This window comes from Acinetobacter sp. YH16031, from assembly GCF_013417335.1.
In the GTDB taxonomy this organism is placed as follows: Bacteria; Pseudomonadota; Gammaproteobacteria; order Pseudomonadales; family Moraxellaceae; genus Acinetobacter.
Genome location: NZ_VPED01000011.1, coordinates 37,263 through 61,969 on the forward strand (window position 1 = coordinate 37,263; position 24,707 = coordinate 61,969).

19 protein-coding genes and 4 tRNA genes are annotated in these 24,707 nt (G+C 44.0%); 13 read left to right on the forward strand and 10 right to left on the reverse strand.

Going from position 1 to position 24,707, the window contains the following annotated elements:
* Positions 1-7: 7 nt before the first annotated feature.
* The 9 genes from FTV31_RS07140 to FTV31_RS07180 all read left to right on the forward strand — a co-directional run bounded on the left by FTV31_RS07140 (position 8) and on the right by FTV31_RS07180 (position 7,545).
* On the forward strand, positions 8-1,438 hold the full coding sequence (locus tag FTV31_RS07140) for an amino acid permease (RefSeq protein ID WP_180013908.1): 1,431 nt from the start codon (positions 8-10) through the stop codon (positions 1,436-1,438).
* Between the two features lie 210 nt (positions 1,439-1,648).
* A tRNA-Glu gene (locus FTV31_RS07145) sits at positions 1,649-1,724 on the forward strand.
* A gap of 109 nt (positions 1,725-1,833) precedes the next feature.
* A complete protein-coding gene (locus FTV31_RS07150) occupies positions 1,834-3,246 on the forward strand; it encodes an amino acid permease (protein ID WP_180013910.1) in 1,413 nt (470 codons plus the stop codon).
* Positions 3,247-3,330: 84 nt separating this feature from the next.
* Complete coding sequence (locus FTV31_RS07155; protein WP_180013912.1) at positions 3,331-4,221, forward strand: alpha/beta fold hydrolase; 891 nt, start codon at positions 3,331-3,333, stop codon at positions 4,219-4,221.
* A 248-nt stretch (positions 4,222-4,469) separates the two neighbouring features.
* Positions 4,470-5,381 carry an alpha/beta hydrolase gene (locus FTV31_RS07160; protein WP_180013915.1) on the forward strand — a complete coding sequence of 304 codons (912 nt, stop codon included), beginning with the start codon at positions 4,470-4,472 and terminating at the stop codon, positions 5,379-5,381.
* 131 nt (positions 5,382-5,512) lie between these two features.
* A tRNA-Glu gene (locus FTV31_RS07165) sits at positions 5,513-5,588 on the forward strand.
* 24 nt (positions 5,589-5,612) lie between these two features.
* Positions 5,613-5,688: transfer RNA gene (locus FTV31_RS07170), tRNA-Glu, on the forward strand.
* A gap of 45 nt (positions 5,689-5,733) precedes the next feature.
* Positions 5,734-5,809, forward strand: a tRNA-Glu gene (locus FTV31_RS07175).
* A gap of 314 nt (positions 5,810-6,123) precedes the next feature.
* Complete coding sequence (locus tag FTV31_RS07180; protein ID WP_125278935.1) at positions 6,124-7,545, forward strand: iron-containing redox enzyme family protein; 1,422 nt, start codon at positions 6,124-6,126, stop codon at positions 7,543-7,545.
* A gap of 65 nt (positions 7,546-7,610) precedes the next feature.
* On the opposite strand, the gene FTV31_RS07185 is transcribed toward FTV31_RS07180, so the two are convergent.
* The 5 genes from FTV31_RS07185 to FTV31_RS07205 form a co-directional block, all read right to left on the reverse strand.
* Positions 7,611-8,855: an NADH:flavin oxidoreductase/NADH oxidase family protein gene (locus tag FTV31_RS07185; protein ID WP_180013917.1), complete on the reverse strand. Its 1,245-nt coding sequence runs from the start codon at positions 8,853-8,855 to the stop codon at positions 7,611-7,613.
* A 127-nt stretch (positions 8,856-8,982) separates the two neighbouring features.
* Positions 8,983-9,993, reverse strand: coding sequence for an ABC transporter permease (locus FTV31_RS07190; RefSeq protein ID WP_180013919.1), 1,011 nt, complete (start codon positions 9,991-9,993; stop codon positions 8,983-8,985).
* A complete protein-coding gene (locus FTV31_RS07195; protein WP_180013921.1) occupies positions 9,993-11,036 on the reverse strand; it encodes an ABC transporter permease subunit in 1,044 nt (347 codons plus the stop codon). Before FTV31_RS07195 ends, FTV31_RS07190 begins: the two co-directional genes overlap by 1 nt.
* Positions 11,037-11,058: 22 nt before the next feature.
* A complete protein-coding gene (locus FTV31_RS07200; RefSeq protein WP_180013923.1) occupies positions 11,059-12,891 on the reverse strand; it encodes an extracellular solute-binding protein in 1,833 nt (610 codons plus the stop codon).
* A 16-nt stretch (positions 12,892-12,907) separates the two neighbouring features.
* Entirely contained in the window at positions 12,908-16,210 is a 3,303-nt protein-coding gene (locus FTV31_RS07205; RefSeq protein WP_180013925.1) for a LysM peptidoglycan-binding domain-containing protein, read from the reverse strand.
* Between the two features lie 208 nt (positions 16,211-16,418).
* On the opposite strand from FTV31_RS07205, the gene dnaQ reads away from it, so the two are divergent.
* The 3 genes from dnaQ (at position 16,419) to nudC (ending at position 20,341) form a co-directional block, all read left to right on the forward strand.
* On the forward strand, positions 16,419-17,792 hold the full coding sequence (gene dnaQ, locus FTV31_RS07210) for a DNA polymerase III subunit epsilon (protein WP_180013927.1): 1,374 nt from the start codon (positions 16,419-16,421) through the stop codon (positions 17,790-17,792).
* Between the two features lie 126 nt (positions 17,793-17,918).
* Positions 17,919-19,562 (forward strand): chemotaxis protein, encoded by a 1,644-nt coding sequence (locus FTV31_RS07215; RefSeq protein ID WP_180013929.1) that lies wholly within the window; start codon positions 17,919-17,921, stop codon positions 19,560-19,562.
* Positions 19,562-20,341, forward strand: coding sequence for an NAD(+) diphosphatase (nudC, locus tag FTV31_RS07220; RefSeq protein WP_180013931.1), 780 nt, complete (start codon positions 19,562-19,564; stop codon positions 20,339-20,341). Before FTV31_RS07215 ends, nudC begins: the two co-directional genes overlap by 1 nt.
* A 69-nt stretch (positions 20,342-20,410) precedes the next feature.
* Here the strand turns inward: nudC and FTV31_RS07225 are convergent, their stop codons facing one another.
* The 4 genes from FTV31_RS07225 to FTV31_RS07240 all read right to left on the reverse strand — a co-directional run bounded on the left by FTV31_RS07225 (position 20,411) and on the right by FTV31_RS07240 (position 23,490).
* Positions 20,411-21,289, reverse strand: coding sequence for an alpha/beta hydrolase (locus tag FTV31_RS07225; protein WP_159123346.1), 879 nt, complete (start codon positions 21,287-21,289; stop codon positions 20,411-20,413).
* On the reverse strand, positions 21,279-21,971 hold the full coding sequence (locus FTV31_RS07230; RefSeq protein WP_159123345.1) for a BON domain-containing protein: 693 nt from the start codon (positions 21,969-21,971) through the stop codon (positions 21,279-21,281). Before FTV31_RS07230 ends, FTV31_RS07225 begins: the two co-directional genes overlap by 11 nt.
* A 136-nt stretch (positions 21,972-22,107) precedes the next feature.
* Positions 22,108-22,521: a YraN family protein gene (locus tag FTV31_RS07235; RefSeq protein ID WP_180013933.1), complete on the reverse strand. Its 414-nt coding sequence runs from the start codon at positions 22,519-22,521 to the stop codon at positions 22,108-22,110.
* Between the two features lie 9 nt (positions 22,522-22,530).
* Positions 22,531-23,490 carry a penicillin-binding protein activator gene (locus FTV31_RS07240; RefSeq protein ID WP_180013935.1) on the reverse strand — a complete coding sequence of 320 codons (960 nt, stop codon included), beginning with the start codon at positions 23,488-23,490 and terminating at the stop codon, positions 22,531-22,533.
* A 10-nt stretch (positions 23,491-23,500) separates the two neighbouring features.
* Here FTV31_RS07240 and rsmI point away from each other — a divergent pair, with 10 nt between their 5' ends.
* Entirely contained in the window at positions 23,501-24,343 is an 843-nt protein-coding gene (gene rsmI / locus FTV31_RS07245) for a 16S rRNA (cytidine(1402)-2'-O)-methyltransferase (protein ID WP_180013937.1), read from the forward strand.
* A 69-nt stretch (positions 24,344-24,412) separates the two neighbouring features.
* On the opposite strand, the gene FTV31_RS07250 is transcribed toward rsmI, so the two are convergent.
* A complete protein-coding gene (locus FTV31_RS07250) occupies positions 24,413-24,664 on the reverse strand; it encodes a hypothetical protein (protein ID WP_004782870.1) in 252 nt (83 codons plus the stop codon).
* Positions 24,665-24,707 lie beyond the last annotated feature (43 nt).

Genomic DNA, 24,707 nt, shown 5'->3' on the forward strand with positions numbered 1-24,707 from the left:
TTGAGCTATGCAATCTCCCTCTCCACCTTCACAGCATTCGTCTGTTGAGGGTCAAACTCCGTCGTTAAAACGTGCCATGGGCACACGTCATCTGATCATGCTTTCCCTTGGTGGCGCTATTGGTACCGGCCTGTTTATGGGTTCCGGTGAAGTGATTTCACAAGCTGGACCTTTGGGCGCAGTACTGGCCTATATTATTGGTGGCTTGATCGCCTATATGGTCATGCTCTGCCTCGGTGAACTGGCCGTACATTTACCCGTGTCTGGTTCTTTTGGTGCCTTTGCAACCCATTATATTGGGCCGGGTACAGGCTATATGGTGTCCTGGATGTACTGGCTCGGCTGGTCAGCCACCTTGGGTACCGAATTTACTGCCGCTGCGATTCTGATGCAGGAATGGTTTCCCCAAACTTCGATCTGGTTATGGACATTGATCTTTGCTGCAGGTGTACTGCTCTCCAATTTAAGCTCAACCCGTACCTTTGCTGAATCAGAATTCTGGCTGTCACTGGTTAAAGTTGCGACTGTACTGATTTTCATTATTCTGGGCTTTGGCTGTATCTTTGGCTTTATTCCATTCCAAGGTTATGAATCCGCACCGCTGTTCAGCAATCTGACTGAACATGGCTGGCTGCCAAATGGTTTAATTCCGTTATTCACCACATTACTAATCGTGAATTTTGCCTTTAACGGTACCGAGATGATCGGGATCGCTGCCGGTGAAACCGAAAATCCTGAGAAAAATGTACCGAAAGCGATTCATGCTGCGGTATGGCGTCTAATGATTTTCTTTGTCGGGACCATTATCGTGATTAGCTCGCTGCTGACTTATACCGATGCGGGTTTACAGGTCGGTGGTCATGGGGGCTTAAGCAGCAGTCCGTTTGTATCCGTGTTTACCCAAATGGGTATTACATATGCGGAAGACTTTATCCGTTTCGTAATTATCACTGCACTGCTGTCGACTGCAAACTCTGGCCTTTATGCAGCTTCACGTATGATGTGGGCATTGTCTTCACAAAACCAGTTACCGCGACTGTTTGCTAAAGTCAGTAAATCCGGCGTGCCTTATGTAGCAGTCTGGGTCACCATGATTGGCGGTTTGCCTGGTCTGCTCTCTGAGCAGTTTGGTGCAGATGTCATCTTTAAAAACCTAATGGGCGTGGCCGCTTTTACCATGGTGATTGTCTGGATGAGTATCTGCTGGAGCCAGTTTAATTTCCGTCGCCAATGGCTGAAGTCTGGTCATAGTGTCTCTGAACTAAAATTCCGTACACCATGGTTCCCTTTAGTTCCCATTCTAGGTTTTGTAACTTGTACTGCAACCGGTCTGAGTATGGCAGCTGACCCTGAAATGCTCTCTGGTTTTATTGGCTGTTTATTGTTTATGGCAGCATGTTATGCAAGTTACTATTGGCTTTATCATCAAAAAGCTTAAATTCTAAACTTTTGAACTGAAATAATTTCTTTATTAAACCCAATTCCGATTGGGTTTATTTTTTCATATCAGGTAAATCCGTTCAGAAAATAATATCTTAATAAAATAAAGTTTTTGTTTTGCCTAATGTTTAAACTGTTAAATACATTTTAGTAAAAACTCTTTTGACAAAGTCCGGCTTAGTCCTTAATATAGCCATCACCTCGCAACGTCCCTATCGTCTAGAGGCCTAGGACATCGCCCTTTCACGGCGGTAACCGGGGTTCGAATCCCCGTAGGGACGCCATTATCTGATCGCACACGATCAAGTCTTATACATAATCAATATTAATACGTTGCAGATTTGTAGTTTTTCACTACAATAACCCGCTTCATTCTTTTATTTTTTGACTCCTATGCACTCATCTCCGAATGATGCTACGCATCAGGGCAATTCTGCGCCTTTAAAACGCGCTATGAGTACTCGACATCTGGTCATGATTTCGCTTGGTGGCGCAATCGGAACAGGCCTATTTCTAGGTTCGGGTGAAGTCATTGCACAAACGGGGCCTGTAGGTGCCATTCTTGCTTATCTCCTTGGCGGGATCATCGCTTACATGGTTATGCTATGTTTGGGTGAACTTGCCGTTCATATGCCCGAATCTGGCTCATTTGGCGCCTATGCCAAACGCTATATTGGACCAGGGACTGGCTACACCATTACCTGGCTATACTGGCTGACCTGGTCAGTGACCTTGGGAACTGAATTTACCGCTGCAGCTTTATTAATGCAGGAATGGTTCCCGAATAGCTCCATGTGGATGTGGACACTGATTTTTGGTGCTTTCGTATTCGCACTGAATATGATTTCCACTCGCTGGTTTGCAGAGTCCGAGTTCTGGCTGGCACTGGTGAAAGTCGTTACTGTCGTAACCTTTATCCTGCTTGGCCTACTCGCTATCTTTGGTGTAGTAAGCTATCAAGGACAGGAAGCTGCCCCGCTGTTCAGTAACCTGACAGCTCAAGGCTGGTTCCCCGAAGGTCTGTTCCCAATCTTCACAACCATGCTGATTGTAAACTTTGCTTTCTCTGGAACTGAATTGATTGGTGTGGCTGCGGGTGAAACAAAAGATCCGGCCAAAAATGTACCGAAAGCGATTAATACTGCAATTTTCCGCTTACTGATTTTCTTTGTAGGTACGATTATTGTGGTGACCTCCCTTCTTCCGCATCAGGAAGCAGGTCTGGCAGCTGAAGGTGTCAGTAGTAGTCCTTTCGTGACAGTATTCCAGCACATCGGTATTTCTTATGCCGAAGATATTATCCGTTTTGTGATTATCACAGCACTACTGTCTGCTGCTAACTCAGGTCTATTCGCTGCATCCCGTATGATGTGGTCATTGTCTTACAGCAAACAGTTACCAGCGGTATTTTCCCGCTTAAATGCGCGTGGTGTACCTTATATTGCAGTCATTGTCACCATGATTGGCGGTATGCCTGGTTTGCTGTCTGAACAGTTCGCACCGGAAACCATCTTTACTAACTTGTTAGGTATTGCAGCATTTACCATGGTAGTGGTCTGGATGAGCATCTGTCTGAGCATGTTCAACTTCCGCCGCGAATGGTACAAACAGGGTAAAACAGCGAAGGATCTTGATTTTGCTGCGCCATTATTCCCGATCGTACCGATTCTGGGTTTTCTGTTCTGTCTGATTACCTGTATCAGTATGGTGTTTGATCCGAGCATGCGTATCAGTTTCTTTGGCTGCTTGCTGTTTATCGCACTGTGTTATGCCAGCTACTATAAGTTCTATCACAAAAATGCTTAAACATTAAAATGACTAAAAGAGCAGCTTCGGCTGCTCTTTTTTATTTATACTGAAAATGTTCTAGGCAGCCAGCGTGGTGTGTCGATGAAAATTATTTATATTCATGGCATGAATAAGCAGAAATTCAGCTCTGCGTCCCTGCGTCAACGCTGGCTGAGTCTGCTAAAACATGGTCTGGAACAGTCACATCAACAAGCACGTTTTGCCTACCTCAAACGGCATATCCGTATCCCTTTCTATGGCGACTTACTGTCCCGTCATCATTTACATAATGTGCTAAATGCCAGCACCTTGATGCCGCAAGACTGGCCTCGCTTTCCTTTCCAGTCTCCAGTTAAATCCCAGCCACCACCCCATCTCAATCAATATTCATCTGAAATTTGTGAAATTCCCGAGCTAAAGGTTGAGGATGCCATGACCTTTAACCAGAAGCTGAAGTTTATTAGTACTTTGAGCCGGAATACTCTATTACGGGATTTTGTGATCTTACTGAATCATTTCCCTCGCCTGCATGATACGCTGATCAAAAAATTTCTGATTGAAACCTATTCTTATCTGGCAAATTTCACATTCATGCAGCAGGTGCATCAGCGAATTGGCCAGCAGCTGCATAGCGATCAACCCTGTATCCTGATAGCTCATTCCTTAGGAAGTGTGATCGCCTATCATTATCTGCTTCTACACCCAAAACTAAATGTACAGCGTTTTATCAGCATGGGATCACCAATGGCTTTCCGGGTCATTCAGGAACATTTGCCACAGCCTGTTCATCGACCAGAAGCTATTAAAGGTGACTGGATTAATTTTTATTGCAGCGATGACTTTCTGACTGCCTTTCCATTATCAGAACCGCCTTTTCAGTTTCAGCCGGCAATTATCAATCGGGAGATTCGTACTTCGATTTATCATCCGCATGATATTGATGGCTATGTCCAGCATCCGGAAGTCATCAAAGCCTTGCTAGAATTACTCTAAAAAGCATCTTAATTTACAGATTTAATTTTAATATTTCCTATGCACTATTTTTCTGCTGAGTAAAATTCTTTATCCATACCTACTCATTTTCTGGTTTATTTATGACTCTTTTATAAATATACATATGTCTGTTAATTATTGTTTTATCAAAGATAATTTACACATTAACACCACAAAAAGCGCTGCTTTTGCTACGTTAATATTTTCTATACTGTAAATATAATTCTATCGAACTCAGTGGGGTGTCGATGAAAGTTATTTTTATTCATGGAATGAATCAGCAACATCATAGCGCTGCCTCCATCCGGCAGCGCTGGCTACATATACTTCAAAAAGGGATGCGTAAACATCAACAAGATGCCAGATTTAGTTATTTAAAACGTCACATTCGTATTCCATTTTATGGCGATCTGCTTTCACGTTATAACGTCCGCAATATTCTAGAAGCTGGCACCCTGATGCCCCAGGAATGGCCTAGCTTTCCTTTTCGCAAGCCTACTCAACCTCAGCTTCCCGCCCCTGTTCCACGTCCTGGTTGGCGTAGGCCCACAATTACCGATTTCGCCCAACCCAGTTCAAGTGACACCATGGATTTCAGGCAGAAATTCAATTATTTTACCGCCCTCGGCAGGAATGTGGCGCTTCGGGATTTTGCCTTATTACTCAATTATTTTCCCACTCTGCATCGCACTCTGTTGCAGAGATTTCTGATTGAAACTTATCTTTATCTCGATAACCCTGATTTCATGAGGAAAGTGCATGAACGGATTGCCCGACAATTGAGTGGTCGCAAACCCTGCATTGTCATTGCCCATTCTTTAGGAAGTGTGATTGCCTATAATCATCTCATCCAGCACCCTGAACTGAATGTACAGCGTTTTATTACTTTAGGTTCGCCATTAGCCTTTCAGGTGATTCAATCCAGCCTGGCACAGCCGGTGGTACGACCTAAGGCAATTAAAGGTGACTGGATCAATTTCTATTCAACGGATGATTATCTCACCGCCATTCCGCTTACCGAACCGCCATTCAAGTTTGAACCTGAAATCATCAATCATGGCATTCGTACCCATATTCACCGTCCACATGACATTACCGGCTATTTACTGCATCCTCAGGTCGTTGAAGCTATTCTGGAATTGCTTAAAAATCCGGCCTAAATCCCACATTTTTCAAGTATTCTGCCAATATTGTTTTAAATTTATGCACTCAAAAGAAAATTTCCAAAAAACTCTGGAAAAGCGTTTGACACCCCCCTGTTTTCACCCTAATATACGCCCACCTCTGAAACGTCCCTATCGTCTAGAGGCCTAGGACATCGCCCTTTCACGGCGGTAACCGGGGTTCGAATCCCCGTAGGGACGCCAATTTCAGAAGTAATATTTTATTAAGTCCCTATCGTCTAGAGGCCTAGGACATCGCCCTTTCACGGCGGTAACCGGGGTTCGAATCCCCGTAGGGACGCCATTACTTCAAATCAAAAGTTCTGGTTTAAAATACCACTTCTACACTGTCCCTATCGTCTAGAGGCCTAGGACATCGCCCTTTCACGGCGGTAACCGGGGTTCGAATCCCCGTAGGGACGCCATATTCGAGAAAGTTAATTTAATTAACTTTTCATAAAAAAGCCCAAGCATGATGACTTGGGCTTTTTTATTGCTTGTTTTTTTGCTTGTTCCTTCATTCCTGTTTTTAACATTTGATCAAATTTTCTCGATTGTAATTTTATTTGTTTATAAATAATTCATTCAAAAATCTTATTCTTTTACATTTCTCTTCAACTCGTTATCTATTCATTTTCATTTACAGCAATCGCACTATAAATCCGAACAAAAAATCAACACCCGTGGTATAAGCATGCCGTTAAGGTAGAAAGCATAATATATCTGCAAGGATCAGATTATGTTCGTCAGTACAAAGTTAAGTTCGCCTGAATCATCTATTAAAAATCATAATCATCAATTTAATAACTTTAAAGATTGGGTCAACTTCTTTCAAGATCAACAGATTTCGACGGCAGTAAAGACCGAACAGGCTGAGAACTATTTAAGAGATTTAATCCAGCAAGTTGATGTGGCTGGATTGGAATGGCTGGATCAACCCAGACATGTAGAGCAACATTTTCTGGAACAGCACCACCAAACCTGCGCAATTTTCCAGTCTTATGTAGAGCGGCGTAGACAGCAGCAAGGACGTGAATACTTCCCGACTGTGTCACATGCATTTGAGTTCCTGGCCAAAGTCGCACCTGTAAAACTGGTAGACGGCTCATGGCTGTATTCAACTGTGCAAAACTGGAATCGTCCGGAAACCAAAGACCTGATTTATATCTATCTAGAAGAACTAGGCATGGGTCATACCCGTGCCAATCATGTCACCATGTATCAGGACTTGCTGAATCATTATGAGCTGAACAGCTATGCTGAGCAACTGGATGCCAGCTATTATGAACAAGCAGCCGTGCAGCTGGCTTTGGCCTATGCGCCGCCAGAATATCTGCCGTTAGTAATTGGTTTCAATCTGGGTTATGAGCAGCTGCCATTACATCTGTTAATTACCAATTATGAGCTGTCTGAACTCGGTATTGATCCACATTATTTCAATGTACACATTACCATTGATAATGCTCACAACGGTCATGCACAAAAATCGCTGCAAGCGTATTTAGATCAGTATGCACTCGCTGAAGATCCTGCCCAGTATCTAGACCTGATTAAAAAAGGTTATGTGCTGAATGACATTGGTAAAAGTTCTTCCCAGATCATCAAGCAACTGGATACTGAAAAACTGGCTTTGAAAGTATTTCAGAACAAAGCGCTGATTGGACAATATATCCATAACCAGAAATGCCAGTTTAGTGGCAAGACCATTAATGAGTGGTTATCCGATCCGGCACAGATTGCAGACTTCTTGAAAGTCATGATTGAAAAAGGCTGGATTGTAAAAGATGCACCTGTAGAACAAAGCCGGTTCTGGAAAATGATTGATGATCCAGATGGCAAAATGTTTGGTGTATTTAATGCGACTGAAAAACAGATTATTAAAGACTGGATTCAAGGTGAGACTTTTGCTGCTCGTCTGTCATCACGTAGCAGATCTCAAGTTCATAACCAGATGGAACCGGTATTGAACCGTATTGACCAGCAACAGATCCATCAGCTGAAAAGCCGTCTGAATCGCTGCGCTGCTGCCGAACAAAAGATTGATTTATTGATTCCTTACGTGGCACCGCATATGCATCATCAGGAAGTGGGCTTGTGGGCAACACGTCAGCTTTCTCAGTTGCTCTTCCCTTTTCAGACTCAAGCCATGACTTATTCTTAGAAAGATCATTCATAAAAAACAGGGCATTAAATATGCCCTGTTTTTGCTTCAATGCATTATGCAAATTAAGCCGATTTACGTGAATTGATCTGACCTTTAATCACAGCCTTCACATTGCCTTTTACGTAATTTAAAAATACCTTTAAAGGCGACAGTTTTGGATTTGGTCGATTACCTTTGGCAATTTCTTTAAATTGCGCGGCATACCAGATGATTTCCATAATCGCCATCTTATCGATCATTGGAATACCAGTTTTAATTTTCTCAACTGCATAACGTACATCCTGTCCAGCCACCAGACGGTTACCCAGATCAGGCTCGACCGCAAATGGACGTGCAATACCGACAAAATCACATGCGCCGCTGTCAAGGGCTGCATTCATACCCACTGCGGTACGAAAGCCCCCCGTCACCATTAAATAACAATTAACTTCCTGACGGATCTTTTCGGCAAAATCGAGGAAATAGGCTTCGCGGGCAACCGTTGATGCTTTACGTTTCTCTGCTTTTACTCCGGCCATTGCGGGTGCTTCATAGGTTCCGCCAGAAACTTCAATCATATCGATCCCGACTGCATCCATCGCCTTAAAGACATAAATAACGTCTTCTTCACTAATGCCACCGCGCTGAAAGTCTGCCGAGTTTAATTTCACTGAAATGATAAAATTCTCTGAAGTTGCTGCACGTACCGCCTTATAGGCTTCTAGCAAAAATCGGCTGCGGTTTTCAATACTGCCACCCCACTGGTCTTGACGTTTATTGGTCAGGGGCGATAAAAACTGGCTAATTAGATAACCATGTGCACCATGTAACTGGACGCCTTCAAATCCCGCCTTTTCACAAATGGCAGCTGAAGTCGCAAAGCGCTGGATAATATCTAAAATTTCATCTTCACGCAGTTCACGTGGCGTACCGAAACTCATCGCCAGTGCCGGACTAAAAGGCACAGCTGAAGGCGCTACGGTTTCTTTATTCAAGCCTTTCGGGCACTGACGTCCAGGATGAGACAACTGTACCAGTTGCACCATGCCATGACGTTTGCCGACATTCGCCCAAGCTTTTAACTTTTCCAGATCACGTTCAGTTTCTACCACGACCACACCCGGTTCATTCTTGGCACGAAAATCCACCATGACATTACCCGTAATCGCACAGCCTAAACCACCTTTGGCCCAAGCTTCATATAAATTTAAATGGGCCTGATTGGGTTGGCCTGCATCATTGGCCAATGCCTCACTCATGGCACCTTTAATGATACGGTTTTTAAATTGGGTATTACGGATCTGGATGGAATCGGCCAATTGTGTCATGTACTTTCCTGAAATGTTTATCTTATTTTGTATGTGTTATAACCTAACTTGCCATAATTGACAATTCATATTGTCAAATGGATACAAATTTTATTTGTAGATATTAAGTCAGTCTTAAAAAATCATTTTAAATTTTAGGATCGAAGGCATCTCGGATGGCTTCACCGATATAGATGAGTAAAGACAAGACAATGGCTAAAGTCAGAAAACCGGATAAGGCCAACCACGGCGCATTCAAGTTATTTTTGCCCTGTAGCAATAATTCACCTAGAGAAGCGGTTTCAGGCGGCAAACCATAACCTAAAAAGTCCAGTGCAGTTAGTGCGCTGATGTTGGCGGTCAGCATAAAAGGTAGTTGTGACAGGCTGGAACTCATTACATTGGGTAAAATATGCCTGAACATGATTCGACCATGCCCTGCTCCAATGCTTCTCGCTGCCCAGACATATTCCAGATTTCTGGCCCGTAAAAATTCGGCGCGCACCATCGACACCAGTGTCGTCCAGCCAAAAAATAGCATGATTACAAATAGCCAGTAAATATTTGGACTAAATACGCTGACCAGAATCATCACCATAAACAGCATCGGCAGGCTGCTCCAGACCTCAAGTGCACGTTGTCCGATCAGGTCAATCCAGCCACCATAATAGCCTTGAACTGCACCGACCAGCACACCTAATCCTGCCGACAGCAAAGTCAGTGCAAAGCCAAACAGCAAGGAAATACGCAGACCATATAAAATCCGTGCTAGCACATCACGTCCTTGATCATCGGTCCCCAGCCAGTTTTGCCCGCTTGGAGGTGAAGGTACTGGAATATCGAGTGCCAAATTGGGTGTGTCATAGCCGAAGCGGATCACCGGCCAGATTGCCCAGCCTTTGGCATTAATCAACTGCTGTACCGCAGGATCCTGATACTCGGCTTCAGTTTCAAAGACACCTCCGAAAGTCGTTTCAGGATATGACTTTATTACTGGCACATAATAGGAATCCTCATACTTGACCAGTAAAGGCTTATCGTTAGCGATCAGCTCAGCACCAAGTGACAAGATAAAAATAATGATAAAGGCAATGAAGCAGGCAAGTCCGGTTTTATTATTTTTAAAACGTTGCAGGCTGGCGCGTAGCATTGGTGACATTATTTTGACCCTCGTGAATCAAAATGAATCCGGGGATCAATCACCCGATACAGCACATCACTGATCAAACGCAACACTAAACCCAATAAGGTAAAAATAAACAAGGTTCCAAAAATGACCGGATAATCCCGCTGCAGAATCGCTTCAAATCCCAGCATGCCCAGACCATCCAGATTAAAGATGATTTCAATAAAAAGGTTTCCGACAAATAAAATACCGAGCAAAGCTTCTGGCAATCCAGCGATCAACACCAGTACAGCATTGCGCAGTACATGCCGGTAAAGCACTGCTCTGTCCTGTAATCCCTTCGCTTTTGCTGCCAGTACATAGTGTTTACTGAGTTCTTCCATAAAGGAAAATTTCACCAGATAAGTCAGCCGTGCAAAACCGCCGAGCACCATCGCCAGCAATGGTAAAGCCATATGCCAGAAATAATCCTGAATTTTCTCAAAAAAGGATAATTCAGCAAAATTTTCCGAGCTTAAGCCTTGTAAAGGAAACCATTGCAGATAGGAACCACCTGCAAAAAATACAATCAGCAAAATGGCAAAGATAAAGGCTGGAATGGCATAGCCCACAGCCAGCAGCAAAGACGTAGTTTGATCAAACAGACTGCCATGCTTTTTGGCTTTCTGGATGCCAAGAGGAATAGAGACCAGATAAATGAGCAAGGTACTCCAGAAACCTAGAGACAGTGAAACTGGCAGTTTTTCCCAGATCAGTTCAGTCACAGCTTGGCCTTTAAAAAAGCTCTGGCCCAAATCAAACTGAGCATAGCTTTTTAACATTTCCCAGAACCGTAAATGAACCGGCTGATCAAATCCATATTGAATCTTGATCTGTTCCAGCATTTCAGGGGTCAGGCCTTGCTGTCCCTGATATTGCAAGCCACCGATCGCCAAATTATTTGCATGCTGTGACTGATAGATAGCCTGTTCCACTGGACCACCCGGTGCAAGCTGAATCACCACAAAATTGATCAGTAAAACCATCAATAATGTCGGAATCATAAGAAGCAAACGTTTGACGATATAAGTGCTCATGGCACTCCCCGAAGCTGAAAACCTAGCGATATTTTAAGTACGGTGCCACTTGTCTGGCTTTAGCTGTATCCACCCACCAGTAATCAATACCCGCTGAAAGCTTGGGCTTGATGTTGGGCTGCCGATACATATTCCAGTAAGCATACCAGTATTCACCCGTACCATAGGTCGGAATATGATAATAACCAGCCCGTAACAAACGATCTAAAGCTCGGGTACTATAAATCAGCTGCTCCCGGCTTTGTGCCTGAACTACCTGATCAATCACCCGATCAATCACCGGATTTTGAATACCGGCATAATTATAATTGCCAGGCTGACGTGCCGCCTGACTGCCCCAAAACTGTTTCTGTTCCTGCCCCGGTGTCAGCGATTGCGGCATAGTATCCACAATCATATCAAACTGATAATTTCTTAGTCGCTCATAATATTGAGCCGTTTCCACCATCCGAATGTGCGCCTGAATTCCTAAACGTTTCAAATGCCGTAAATAAGGCATCAGATGACGTTGCTGTTCAGCCTGATGCAGTAGAAATTCAATCTGTACAGGTTGACCTTGAGCAGTCACCAGTTTCCCCTGCTGGTAACGGTAACCGGCATTCAATAAAATTTGTCGCGCCTGTAATAAATTTTTGCGGTTAAATCCGGAGGCATCTGATTGCGGATAATGCCAATCCTGTAATACCGCCTGACGTTGCACCGGATGCAATTTAGATAAATTTGGCTGTAATATTTCCAGCTCCTGAGCACTCGGCTTGCCTGTAGATGCCAGTTCACTATTAGTAAAAAAGCTGTTCAGACGCTGATATTCTCCATGAAACAAGGCTTTATTTAGCCATTCAAAATCATAGGCCAGAGTTAAAGCTTGCCGGAAGCGGATATCAGCAAAGGGCTGACGTCGCGTATTAAAAATCAGGCTTTGTGTAGGAATCGGATTGTGATGCTGAAAACGATAGGTTTTGATTTGGCCTTGCTGTACCGCAGGAAACCGATAATCGCTTACCCAGCGGTTGACCTGTTTTTCTTCATGCAGCGTAAACTGTCCCGATTTAAAAGCCTCAAACTTAATTTCCGGACTACGATAATAGCGATACTGTATGCGATCAAAATTATAACGCCCACGATTGACCAGCAGGTCTTTACCCCAATAATGCGGATTACGTTTATAGGAAATACTGCGTCCTGCATCAATACGTTCAATCACATAGGGCCCAGAACCCAAGATCGGTTTCAGGTTAATGTCCTTGAAGTTGCGCTTTTGCCACTCCTGCTGAGAATAGATCGGCATTTGCGTCACAATCATCGCCATTTCCGGATTATGGCGAGATTTAAAACTAATCTTAACTTTTGAAGGTGAGAGGACTTCGGTTTTTTTAATATCTGCCAGATACATCTGCAAGCCGAAATTAGACTGGGTCTGGTACAGATCAAAACTGTATTTCACATCCTTAGCCGTCACTGGCTGACCATTACTGAATCTGGCTTTAGGATTTAAATGGAAAATAATATAAGCGGTCTGCTTTGGGTCAAAACTGACTTTCTCCGCCAGCAAAGGATAATAGACGCCGGGTTCATCCAGGGATTTTGACATGAGGCTGTCAAAAATATAATTAACCCCTTCAGTGACATTCCCCTTACCATTCATACTGTTCAGATTATCAAAACTGCCATCGGCTGCTTGAATCAGGACACCACCTTTGGGCGCTTGCGGATTGGCATAAGGCAGAGATTTAGCCTGTGCATATTTGGGTACACTATGCAGTGCAATATAAGGCGTCGTAATGACTGCTGCCCCGCTGGAACTGATGATCCAGGGGGCAGCAAGAATCCATAAGATATGGACGGGATTAAACAATTTCACGATCCAGAAATTAGTTTGGAACCTTAATCACATCACCAATACGCAATTGAGTATTGGGTTTCAGTTCATTCATTTCTGCCAGTTCATTGGTTGCCATACCATAACGGGATGCCAGGCCGATCAAGGTATCGCCACGCTTCACCTTGTATTCAGTGACAAGTTTTGGAAGCTGAAGCGTTTGGCCCACACGTAAACCGGCACGTGGACTAAGATTGTTCAGGCTCGCCAGATCAGTAACGGGTACTCCTACACGATTGGCAATCGCAATCAGAGATTCCCCGGATTTTACCGTATAGGATTCTGTCGCCTTAGAAGATGCAGATTTTGTTGCGACTTTCACTACCGGCTCTTTTTTGGCGATCTGAATATCTTCATTAATTTTTAAACGCTGTCCAATCCGCACATTGCTATTGGTATTCAAACCATTCAAGTCTGCCAGATAACGTAATTGCAGATGATATTGGCGGGCAATCGAGCTTAAGGTTTCACCAGATTTCACGATGTGAGTATCTGATTTAACATTCTTTTCCTGAGTCTCGGTGACCACTTCCTGCACAGGTTCAGGACTGCCAGATAATTTTAGATGCTGACCCACACGCAGATTGGCACTACGGGAAATATTGTTCAGGTTAGCAATTTGATCCATCGACAGATTATATTTTGCTGCAATCCCGGTCAGTGTATCACCCGATTGAACCGTATAACTGTCAGGAACCTGACTACCAGCTGGAATCTTGATGGTTTGACCAATGCGTAAGCCGCTGTTTGCAGACAGGCCATTTAACGCAGCCAGTTCAGATACCGTCAATTTACTTTGATTGGCAATGCTGTACAGGGTTTCACCACGTTTGACCTGATAGTTTTCTGTTGGCGTATGATCAACCTTAACGTTCTCAAACTTCTGTTCGACTTTTTCGGTTTTCTTACTGCTCGCAGTCAGTTCTTCAACTTCATTAAGAGGAACATTAATCTTCTGTCCGACCATCAAACTGCTACCCGCAGTTAAACCCGGAGTTAGTGCAGCAAGTTCTGCATTCGACAATGCGTAGCGATCTGCAATCAGTTTCAGATACTCACCACGTTTAACGGTATAGGACTTGGTCTGAACTTTGGCAGTTTCGGCTTTTTTACTGTCTTCAGCTTTCGCTTTGCTGGCACTTTCTTTCAGGGAAAGCTTTTGCCCAACAAATAAACCGCTGGTCGTACTCAGATCATTATAATCAGCCAACTGTTTAACGCTCAGGCCGAACTGGCTGGCAACGCTGGTCAAAGAATCATTGGCCTGAACCACATAGCTTTCCGGTTTCTCTTTAGCTTTCGGTGCTTCCTGCACGGGCTTGGCATCATAGAGATAAATTGTGGTGCCCACATATAATGTAGAGTTTGGATCAATCTGGTTCCATTTCGCGACATCACGCCAGTTCACGCCATTTTTGGCTGCAATCAATGCCAGGTTATCACCCGGTAAAACCTTATAGGTACTGCGCTTACCTTTCGGTGCCACAACCACGACTTCTGAATCAGTTTTTACATAGTTTTTGCCCTGATTGAGTCGAGCTTCAACTGAATCTGCACTGGTGTTTACAGCGACTTCTTTCGGATACGAGAATCCTTTGGTCAGCTCCTTACCCTGCTGCTCGGCAATAGACTGACTGGTCTGAATTGCAGTCAGTTTGATCTTGCCATCATAAGGGTCAACAATTTCTGTGCCTGCAGGTGCCAGTGCTTTCAGCTCTTCAATGACCTGTGCCTGTTCAGCCGCAGTCGCTACAGGTTGTAAAAGCTCATCCACAGTTTTATTAATTTCTTCTGCTGACACCACTTTCTGGATTTGCTGACGTTCAGCTGCGGTAATTGGTGGCTCGACCTGGATAGGCTTCACCGAAGCAACTGGCGTCACAGCAACCGGAATACGTGGCGCGCTTGGAATAGGCAATTCACTTTTTGCAGCAAATTCAGCAAGTGCTTCGGAACCACGTGGTGTGCTGACCCGTTTGGTGGTTTGTGCAGTTAAATTTGGTGTCGTCGTGGTAGAAATTGCTGCTGGTGTAGTCGTAGTTGGTTTAGATGTTGTTGTCGTAGTTGGAGCTTTGGTCGCTGTTGCAGTCTTAGCAGTCGTAGTGGCAAGCACCGGTGGTGTCTGCTTGGCAGGTACGATGGTGGTACTGGTTGATGCTGGTGCTACAGCTGGCTTTGGAGCTACTGTAGTGGTCGTTTTAGGCGAGTTACTGACAGTACCTGCCCATAAGCCGCTTGAGCTCGACTGCAGTTTTTTCAGTTTTTCATCAATCGATGGACTTAAGTCAGCCGGAATCAAAATACGGCGTGGACTTTCAGGATCAATACGGTCACCACGATGTCCCGGGTTAAGCTGATACAGTTCAGCACGGCTTAAACCCGTAATCGATGCAATCTCATTTAAATTGGCTGCACCCACAGTCACTTCACGGAAGTGAGGACGGTTGGCAATTGGTGGCAAACTCACGCCATAAGTACCCGGATTTTTCACAATCTGTGCAACTGCCAGGAAGCGCGGTACATAGTTCATGGTTTCCTGAGGCAGTTTCAAGGACCAGTAATCGGTAGGCAAGCCTGCAGCCTTATTACGGTTAATTGCCTGCTGGATACGGCCTGGACCGGCATTATAAGAGGCCAAAGCCAATTCCCACGAACCAAACTGGTTATATAAGCTACCCAAGAATTCATAAGCCGCACGGGTCGATTCCACCACATCACGACGGCCATCGTAAAGTGAGGTTTGTTTCAAACCATAAATACGGCCGGTACTCGGAATAAACTGCCATAAACCTGCCGCTGCTGCACTACTGGTCGCCGCCGGGTCATAAGAACTTTCAATAATCGGTAATAAAGCCAGCTCTGTAGGCATGCCACGGCGCTCTGCTTCTTTCACCGTATAATAGAGATAACGCGATGCACGGGCACTCAGGCGGTCCAGATACGGCTGACGGGAAATAAACCAGCCACGCTGTGCATCAATACGCGGATTCCAGGTATTCAGATCCATCTTGAAACCAACGGTCATCCGTTTCCAGATATCACCATGCTTCAAAATCAGTAAACGGTCACCTTCAACCGCACGCATATCCGTTGCAGAAAGTAAATCTTCCAGCCCATCCAAACTGCTTGCATCTAGATATTGTGAGCCAACCTGCTTGCTTGACGCTTTTTGGGTCGCACTTTGTGTAGAAGAACAGCCCGTCAGTCCCAAGGAAGCGAGTGCCGTTCCAAGTACAGAAAATTTTAAAAATGTTGGTAATGCAGGCTGCCACAAAATTGCGGTTGGTTTATACATAAAGAAATCCAAACAATTCGTATATAAATTTATTTTTTAGATATGCCATTGTAGTGAAGCATGTCGTGGACACAAGGCATTAATTTACCCCGATTTCACGTTAAATGTTACAAGAAATTAAAAAAACTGGTGCATCTAGACGCATCAAGCGTATTTGCGTTATACAATATCCGCTTCAGCAAGTTCTTTTTTGATCGGATTTTAATTTATGTCTCACACTATCACGCTATATGTTGATGGCGCTTGTCGCGGCAACCCGGGTTTAGGCGGTTGGGGTGCGTACATAATTACCGAACAGCAGGAACACAAAATTTGCGGTGGCGAAGATCATACAACCAATAATCGCATGGAGCTGACCGCAGCGATCGAAGGCATTCAGTACTGTCCAAAAGATGCCAAGCTGGTCATTTATACCGATTCCAATTACGTCAAACAAGGCATTACCGAATGGATTCATGGCTGGAAAAAGAAAAACTGGAAAGACGTTAAAAATCCAGATCTATGGCAAAAACTGGATGCCACCTGCCAAGGCCGCGATATTGAATGGCACTGGGTAAAAGGCCATGCTGGACATCCTGGCAATGAAATGGCCGATCAACTGGCCAATCAGGGCGCAGATGAAACCTTAAAAAAATCCAAATCAGTTACTGCAATCACTGAAAATAAAAAAAAATCTGAACCTGACTGGCTTCTAGACGACCCTTTCGGGCTGGATCTTGTCGATAGTGAAGAAGAACTCGAAGAGAGCATGGAAATGGCCGAAGAAGAAATGGAACAGACTGAAAATTTAGAAACAACTGAAAATACCGATGAGTTTACTTCAGTCACTTCAGATTCAACCGAACTACATCCGCAAATTGTGATTACACCGCCGACCTTAGAGCTGCATGGCCCTCGTCAATTGATTCTGGATACTGAAACCACCGGTTTCTATTATCAGGATGGTGACCGGATCATTGAGGTAGGTGCGATTGAGATGATTAACCGGAAACTTACCGGCAGCTCAATCCATATTTATATCAATCCGAAAAAACCGGTTGGCGATTCGGTGAATGTACACGGTATTACCGACGAGTTCCTGCAAGACAAGCCGCTGTTTGAAGAAATCTCACAGGTACTGTTTGACTATCTGCAAGGTGCCGAAATTATTGCGCATAACGCGACCTTCGATATGAACTTCCTGGATATGGAGTTCAAGCGTGCAGGCTTTGTCGCGCTTTCTGAAGTTTGTGAAGTGACCGATACTCTGGCAATGGCCAAGTCCAAGCATCCGGGACAGAAAAACTCCCTGGATGCCCTCGTGCGTCGTTATGAAATTCCACAGCGTGACCGTACCTTCCACGGTGCCTTGCTCGATGCGGAAATTCTGTCCGATGTTTATCTGACCATGACCGGTGGACAAGTCTCTTTTGATATGGATGCCCTGTCACATACCGAAGAACAAGGCGGCAGTTCAGGCACTGTAAAAATCGAAATTGAATTACCTGTGATTCTTCCATCAGATGAAGAACTTGCCGAACATGAGAAATGGGTCAAACAATTTGAAGAAAAGCATGGAACGCCTTGCCTTTTTGCCAAATAAAATCTAAATTTCAAGCAGTAATTTCGCTTTTAAAATACAGTTCTTCAGTTATAGTAATTCCAAAGAGGCCCCGTCCGATAAAGCGGGGCTCATATATAGATAATACTCAAGGAAAGGTGCAGATCCATGTCTTACCAAACCTCTATACATTTTGATCCAACAGCTTTACTGATAATAAAAAATGAGGTTGATAACTCGATCAAGTTAGTCGAATCAGCAGTAAGCACCTTGGTAGAAGATCAGACTTTACCTTTTGGCATTGACGATGCATTAAATCAGTTCGAACAATGTGCACAGGTACTGGCACTGATTGATATGCCGAATCTGGCACAAATTGCACAATATTCAGCAGAACTGATGCGCAAGATTATGGGGGATCCGGCGCAGGTCAACACTCAGGATGTAATTGCATTGAGTGAAGGCACCACCATGCTAAAACGCTATATCGAATTTATCTGCTTACGTGAAGTGAAAATTCCGCAGTTCCTGCTCGATACCCTGAACCGTCTGGAACTTGCGCTTGGTAAACCATTAACCACTGAAGGTCAGCATCTTGAACCTTTGCTTGACCTGATTACCCCAGACTTCCAGTTACCCCAAGTACCAGGTCTGGAAAAATCCAAATATGTGCAACGCCTGTACAAGCTGTCTCTTAACAAACTGCTAAAACAGGAAGAAAGCGAGATGGACCTGCAAGCGATCAAACTGGTCGGTACTTATCTGGCAGGCCTTTCAGCAAGTCATCCAAGCAAGCAATACTGGCATCTGGTGCATGTTGCTTTTGATAATATTGATCACCTGCTCATCAATGAACCACGTTTACGTACTTTAATCAGTATTGAACGCAACATGGCGCAGTACTTTAGTTCAGCCGAGAGCTTCAAAGCCTCTCTATCTGATCTGGCAAATGTATTAAGCCTATGTATCAGTCAGGAAGATGCAACTGCACAGCAAATCCGTAGCCAGCTGAATATTGGTGATGATCTACTGACAGATATGCAACTTCAGGTGTTCAGCCGTCACTTATATGGTCCGGACTTCGAAACCATGCATACCATTAGCGAACTGGTGACTGCGGAAATGACCCAGATCCGCAATGATATCGAATACAACTATCAGCACATGACACCTGAAAAGACACAGGAACTCCAGACTCAGCTGAATAGCTTGGCCAATATCTTCAAGGTTCTGAATCTGAATGAAGCCTATCATGACTTAAACCGTCAGGCAGCTTCACTCAGCCAGGCAGATATTCTGAAAGATGAGTCTTTTGCCCAACAATTGATGAATGTAATTCTATCCGCGATGAACTCGATTGGTGTATTGGAGCGCCATCATACTTCGAGCCGCTTGCAGCTACGTGTGAATAACATGAATATCTCGCTGGATCGTCTGGACGAAGCACATAACGCTTTGTTGAATGAAACCAAGGCACTGATTGAATTATCTAGCCAGATTCTGACTGATTATCTGCAGGATCAGGACCTGGCCAAACTCGAACCTGTACCAATCCAGTTCTGTGAAATTGGCGGTGCTATGCTGTTCCTGAATGCTGAACATGTGAAAGCTGCATTCAATACAACTGCCCTGTTTATCAAAAACCGTATTGAACAGTCGGTTGCATTAACACCGGCAGAAATTCATCATGCGCTGGATGCATTGGCTAGTGCCGACATGATGATCGACAACTTAAAGAACAAACAGCCTGTATTACAGTCCATGTTTAAGGTAGCATTAGACAGTAGTGAGAAACTGAAAATCGTTGCCTAATGTCTAAAAAATTATCACTTGCTTATATTTTCCAGCAGCAACAGCTGCTGGTCGATCAACACTTTCAACTGCCTCAAGTTGAAGCTCTGGCAAGCGATTTGCTGCTGAATCCGGGTGATCAGGTGATTGCCCGTGATCTTCTTCCAGATGAGCCAATTCCTGAAGGCTTGCAACTGGTTCCAATCCGTCAATTATTACAGTTTTGGAATGTTCAGCAATTTGAACAGGCCAGCCGTGCTGTGCAACTATTAGAATGGCGCCGGAATCACAAGTTCTGTAGCCACTGCGGCACCCCGACTGAAGCCCATGCTGTTGAATACGCCATGGTTTGCCCAGTTTGCCATTATCGTCAGTATCCAAGGGTTCAGCCTTGTGTGATTACCGTGATTACCCGTGCTGAAGATGAAATTTTGCTAGCTAAAAATGCACGCAATACCAAAAGCCAGATGTATGGCCTGATTGCCGGATTTGTCGAAGTTGGGGAAACGCTTGAAGAAGCGGTACGCCGCGAGACGCTAGAAGAAGTCGGCTTGAAAGTGAAAAATATTCAGTATCTGGCTAGTCAGCCGTGGCCCTTCCCGAGTAATCTGATGATTGCATTTAAAGCAGAATATGCGGGTGGTGAGCTGCAATTGCAGGAAGAAGAAATTAGCGACGCGAAATTCTTCAAATTTGATCAGCTGCCGGAAATTCCATTTAAAGGCAGTATTGCCCATGCCATGATCATGCATGTGACTCAAGGCACACCAGTCGCAGATGATACCTACGAATGGCTTTGAATAAAAAATTTAAAAAGCCCGGTTTTCATACCAGGCTTTTTTTGTGGGAATTACCACGATCACAGATCTTCATTTAAAAGCGTCTTCTAGCGCCCACATTACGCGCGGCTTGGTTTCGAAGAACCGGCTAAACAAACTGGACAATGAACCGATCATCGTAATATGACCCAGTTTCGGAATGGTAATCAGCTCACTATGATTGCCATGGTCTTTTAAAACCCGGTCCAGATCCTGACTGTTGAAATGACCGACAATATTGTCCCGCTCTGCCATGAACAGATAATGTTTGGTGGAGGTATTTTCCACAAAATAATATGGCATGACCTGCTGATACGGAATCGACTGGTCAAAAGCATCGGCACAGATCGGATCATCTTTATAGTCAAAATGATAAGGACCTGCCAGTCCAATAATGGCGCGGATCTGTTCCCGCTCAATCATGGCCTTTTGTGGATGGTATAGCGCTGACATGACATTAAATGCCCCGGCTGAATGCCCCATCAAGACCAGATTTTCCGTAGAAACATTTAACTGGTCTGCATGCTGCTGCAAATGATTTAGCAATAAATGCAGGTCATTAATATAAATCGGGAAAATATGTTCAGGCGCTAGATGATAATTCATCACCACCACATCATAACCTTCTTTGGCAAAGGCCTCGCCGATGAAGTGGTAATCCTTTTTATCACCATGCAGCCAGGCACCACCATGGACAAAGATAATCAGGGGGCGATGTGCTAATGGCTGATGGCTTAAAAACAGATCAAAACGTTGACGGGCTTTTAAGCCATAGGCTAACTGGGTTTCAACACTATAACCCTGTTTGGGAGTTAACCGGTTCAGCGCATAACTGCCAAAATCATAGATCCGGAAATCTTTATAACGTTGTTGGACTTCAAGGATCTGATCTGACAGCTGCGTTTTAAATTGACTGACCTTATGGAACATCGGTCGGTTCAACTGTATCAGGATCGATGGCGACTGGAGTCTGTTCAACACCCGACTGTGCATAAGATGCAGGCGCTGCAAAATTCTGGTTAGTACTATAACCAGAGCGCTGATCCACGTTGTCGATGAGCGTGACAATTTTCGTGATATTCCCCACTTGTTGCAGCACCTGATTCAGGTCATCGATTTCAGCACTGTTCAGACGTCCCATCACATACAGTACACCATCTTCAGTATGCACATGCACTTTGCTGTCAGACACCACCGGTGCTTTCATAATCAAACCACGGGTATTCGCCGTCACGGCGGTATCCTGCATGATCGTAGTGTAGCTGCTCTGGTTACCCACAGTGATAAAGTTATGCACCGCTCTGACATCACTCATGGATTTGACATTATCTTCTGCCAATTGCTTGAGATGCGCATCCGGCACCTGCCCGGTCAACAGGACATTACCATGGAAGCTTTCAATATTGACCCTTGACTGTTTAAAACGTGAATCCAGTTTATAAAGATTAATTTTTGCAGTACGTACAATAGAAGAATCGATAAATACCTGTCCTAGCGTCCGAGCTCCATTTTCGGTACCTACAGGAGCCGTACCAGTACCGCTAGAAATAAAGCTGGCACAACCCGACAAACTTGCGACACACAGCATTGTTATTGCAATACGCTTAACCACTCAGCAAGACTCCTTAATTTTAATCAGTCTTATTTCAATATAATAATCTGTTTTTTCAAGGCCAGATGTTCTTCATCATACTTGAACTTTCCCATGATGCTGCAAATTTTATCTGCCGCATCAGATCTTATTTTATTCAAAGATTAATAAACTCTTGATCAAAAGTAAAAGCATTTTCAAACCAGTGCAGATCATAAGGGTATTGAGAAAAATCATGCTGTATGGTTTTTGCAAAATACCGATTAAAATCAAAACAAATCACATCAAAACGATAGTAATAATGTGCAAACTGTGGATTTTTTTGAATAAAACATACAGCCGTTTGTAGGACTTTTCGTTGCTTGGCAGAGGAAATAGATTCAAAAGCCAATGCATAACCCGTTTTAGCTCGTGCTTTTACTTCGACAAAGACCAGTTCCTGCTCACGCTGCATGACCAGATCAAGTTCACCATAGCGGCTATGCCAGTTTCTGGCAATGAGCTGAAAGTCTTGTTGTTGCATCAATTGCGCAGCCTGTTGTTCTGCCCATATACCTAATTGTTTCTGCATCGCTGACCTTTATAGTGCCTTGAGACCTTTGGCACTTTGCTGAAAACAGGATGGTGTACGTTGTATGCCCTGATCCGATACCCGAATCATTCCAGTACGACCCTGGAATTCAATATTGCGTATTTTTTTATTGTTTAAATAATACTGGGTGATTTGCCAGGCATCGCCACCAAAAGCAATCAAGCGCTGATAGGCCATATTTACCGGTGCCTGTTGATAAGCCTGCATCACATCAGGCCAGTTAGCAAAATAAAGTACCGGCACATCACAGAACTTGATGCCTCGTGGCGGAGCATGCTGTTCATTAATTGCATTCGCGACTGTATAAATCCGTTTATGTCCCAAACCATATAAGGATGCCAGCCAGTCTGCATTGCCGAGCAATAGGATCCCCTGCTTGCTCTTCAGAAAAAATGGTGGCTTCTCGATCATTTCCAGTTGCAGCTCACTCTGACTGAGTAAAGACATTAACAAAAGTTCATGTTCTGACTCACTGCCTGGTTGACGCAGCACAAAGAGTTGCTGAATCCCATCTAGCGCAATCTGCTTCTGTAAAGCAGCCGCATCTTCTTTTTTCGACAGGCTAAATTGCCAGATATTTGGCGCTGTAAGACTACTTTCATTCAAACTCAGTGTACGAATCTTGGGTTTAGTTTGCACCAGTTGCTCTACATCCTGACGTGCTAAAGGACCAATCACCATTTGCGTCTTTTTACTGACATGTTGTTTGAGTAGTTGAGAGATTTTTTTCTGATCTGAATTGACCCATTTCAATGGTACTTTCTGTCCGGACGCTGTATATGCACTGAGAAATCCTTGCTTGATACTCGAAGCGGCTCGCGCCAAGGGGCCGCTTTCAGGTAGAATAATCAGCACTTCTGCTTGTACGCTGCTGACGCAGGCCAGTAACCCCAAGCCCAAAATTTTATTTTGAATCTTCCATTTTTTATTATTCGATTTATTCCACATGGAGAAACCTATGAGTGCTCAGTTATTTGTTGTCGCGACTCCAATCGGGCACTTAGATGATATTAGTTATCGTGCAATTAATGTATTGAAATCGGTGAGTCTTATTGCAGCTGAGGATACACGAACTTCTGCACAATTACTTAAACACTTTAATATTCAAACACCTTTGACAGCCTGTCATGAACATAATGAAAGCAACAAGATTGATCAGCTGATTCAACGCCTGCTCAATGGTGAAGATATGGCATTAATCAGTGATGCTGGCACACCACTGATTAGCGATCCAGGATTCAAGTTTGTCCGTGCTGCGCAAGAACATAACATTCGTGTGGTTCCTGTGCCGGGTGCATGTGCTGCAATTGCCGCTTTAAGCGCAGTAGGTTTACCGAGTGACCGTTTCAGCTTTGAAGGCTTTTTACCGTCTAAACAAACTCAGCGACTCTTGACTCTGGAAAAACTTAAAGATGAAACCCAAACCTTAATTTTCTATGAAGCGCCACACCGCATTCTGGAATGTGTTAAAGATCTGGCAGCGGTATTCGGTGCAGAGCGTCCTGTCGGTTTTGCCCGTGAAATTACCAAGACCTTTGAAACCATCAAGAAAATGCCACTGGGTGAACTGGTCGAATTTGTTGCCAATGACCATAACCAGCAAAAAGGTGAAATCGTACTGGTGATTGGTGGTTCTATCGAAGAGAAAGATCTGGATCAGGAAAAACTGGATAAATTGTTACTGCGTTTATTACAAGACCTGTCTGTCAAAGCAGCTTCACAACTGGCTGCAGATTTGACCGGGATCAAGAAAAAAATTGCCTATCAACGTGCTCTGGAACTGACTTCAGCCAACGATTAATTTTTCTTTATCCATAAAAAAACACCACAATCAATGTGGTGTTTTTTTATTCACTAATATTAAGTGCAATTATTCTCTTGCAACAGATTCATCAGCTGGAACTTCAGTAATACGGCCACCGCTTGCCAGAAAAGCCGCAATTTCATCTTCTAGTGCCTGACGTTTTTTCTGCTTAGCAGTTACAGTCAAAGTTTCAGCTTCCAATACATCTGTATCATTCACAACTTCTTCGCTACTTGCAGCGCCTTTTTCTGCTGCTTTTGCTTCATCGTCGTCGATTACAGGATCTTCTACATCATCATAATCATTTACGTCTGTCATTTTGCTCTCCCCACAAATGGCTTCGCTTTTATCTATTGAACCA

What these genes read in the sequence shown, in the direction of transcription:
- FTV31_RS07215 (WP_180013929.1), top strand. Translation starts at nt 17,919, where the DNA reads ATGTCTTACCAAACCTCTATACATTTTGATCCAACAGCTTTACTGATA.
- FTV31_RS07185 (WP_180013917.1), bottom strand. Translation starts at nt 8,855, where the DNA reads ATGACACAATTGGCCGATTCCATCCAGATCCGTAATACCCAATTTAAA.
- FTV31_RS07140 (WP_180013908.1), top strand. Translation starts at nt 8, where the DNA reads ATGCAATCTCCCTCTCCACCTTCACAGCATTCGTCTGTTGAGGGTCAA.
- FTV31_RS07160 (WP_180013915.1), top strand. Translation starts at nt 4,470, where the DNA reads ATGAAAGTTATTTTTATTCATGGAATGAATCAGCAACATCATAGCGCT.
- FTV31_RS07150 (WP_180013910.1), top strand. Translation starts at nt 1,834, where the DNA reads ATGCACTCATCTCCGAATGATGCTACGCATCAGGGCAATTCTGCGCCT.
- rsmI (WP_180013937.1), top strand. Translation starts at nt 23,501, where the DNA reads ATGAGTGCTCAGTTATTTGTTGTCGCGACTCCAATCGGGCACTTAGAT.
- FTV31_RS07155 (WP_180013912.1), top strand. Translation starts at nt 3,331, where the DNA reads ATGAAAATTATTTATATTCATGGCATGAATAAGCAGAAATTCAGCTCT.
- FTV31_RS07205 (WP_180013925.1), bottom strand. Translation starts at nt 16,210, where the DNA reads ATGTATAAACCAACCGCAATTTTGTGGCAGCCTGCATTACCAACATTT.
- FTV31_RS07225 (WP_159123346.1), bottom strand. Translation starts at nt 21,289, where the DNA reads ATGTTCCATAAGGTCAGTCAATTTAAAACGCAGCTGTCAGATCAGATC.
- FTV31_RS07235 (WP_180013933.1), bottom strand. Translation starts at nt 22,521, where the DNA reads ATGCAGAAACAATTAGGTATATGGGCAGAACAACAGGCTGCGCAATTG.
- FTV31_RS07190 (WP_180013919.1), bottom strand. Translation starts at nt 9,993, where the DNA reads ATGTCACCAATGCTACGCGCCAGCCTGCAACGTTTTAAAAATAATAAA.
- FTV31_RS07240 (WP_180013935.1), bottom strand. Translation starts at nt 23,490, where the DNA reads ATGTGGAATAAATCGAATAATAAAAAATGGAAGATTCAAAATAAAATT.
- FTV31_RS07250 (WP_004782870.1), bottom strand. Translation starts at nt 24,664, where the DNA reads ATGACAGACGTAAATGATTATGATGATGTAGAAGATCCTGTAATCGAC.
- dnaQ (WP_180013927.1), top strand. Translation starts at nt 16,419, where the DNA reads ATGTCTCACACTATCACGCTATATGTTGATGGCGCTTGTCGCGGCAAC.
- FTV31_RS07195 (WP_180013921.1), bottom strand. Translation starts at nt 11,036, where the DNA reads ATGAGCACTTATATCGTCAAACGTTTGCTTCTTATGATTCCGACATTA.
- nudC (WP_180013931.1), top strand. Translation starts at nt 19,562, where the DNA reads ATGTCTAAAAAATTATCACTTGCTTATATTTTCCAGCAGCAACAGCTG.
- FTV31_RS07180 (WP_125278935.1), top strand. Translation starts at nt 6,124, where the DNA reads ATGTTCGTCAGTACAAAGTTAAGTTCGCCTGAATCATCTATTAAAAAT.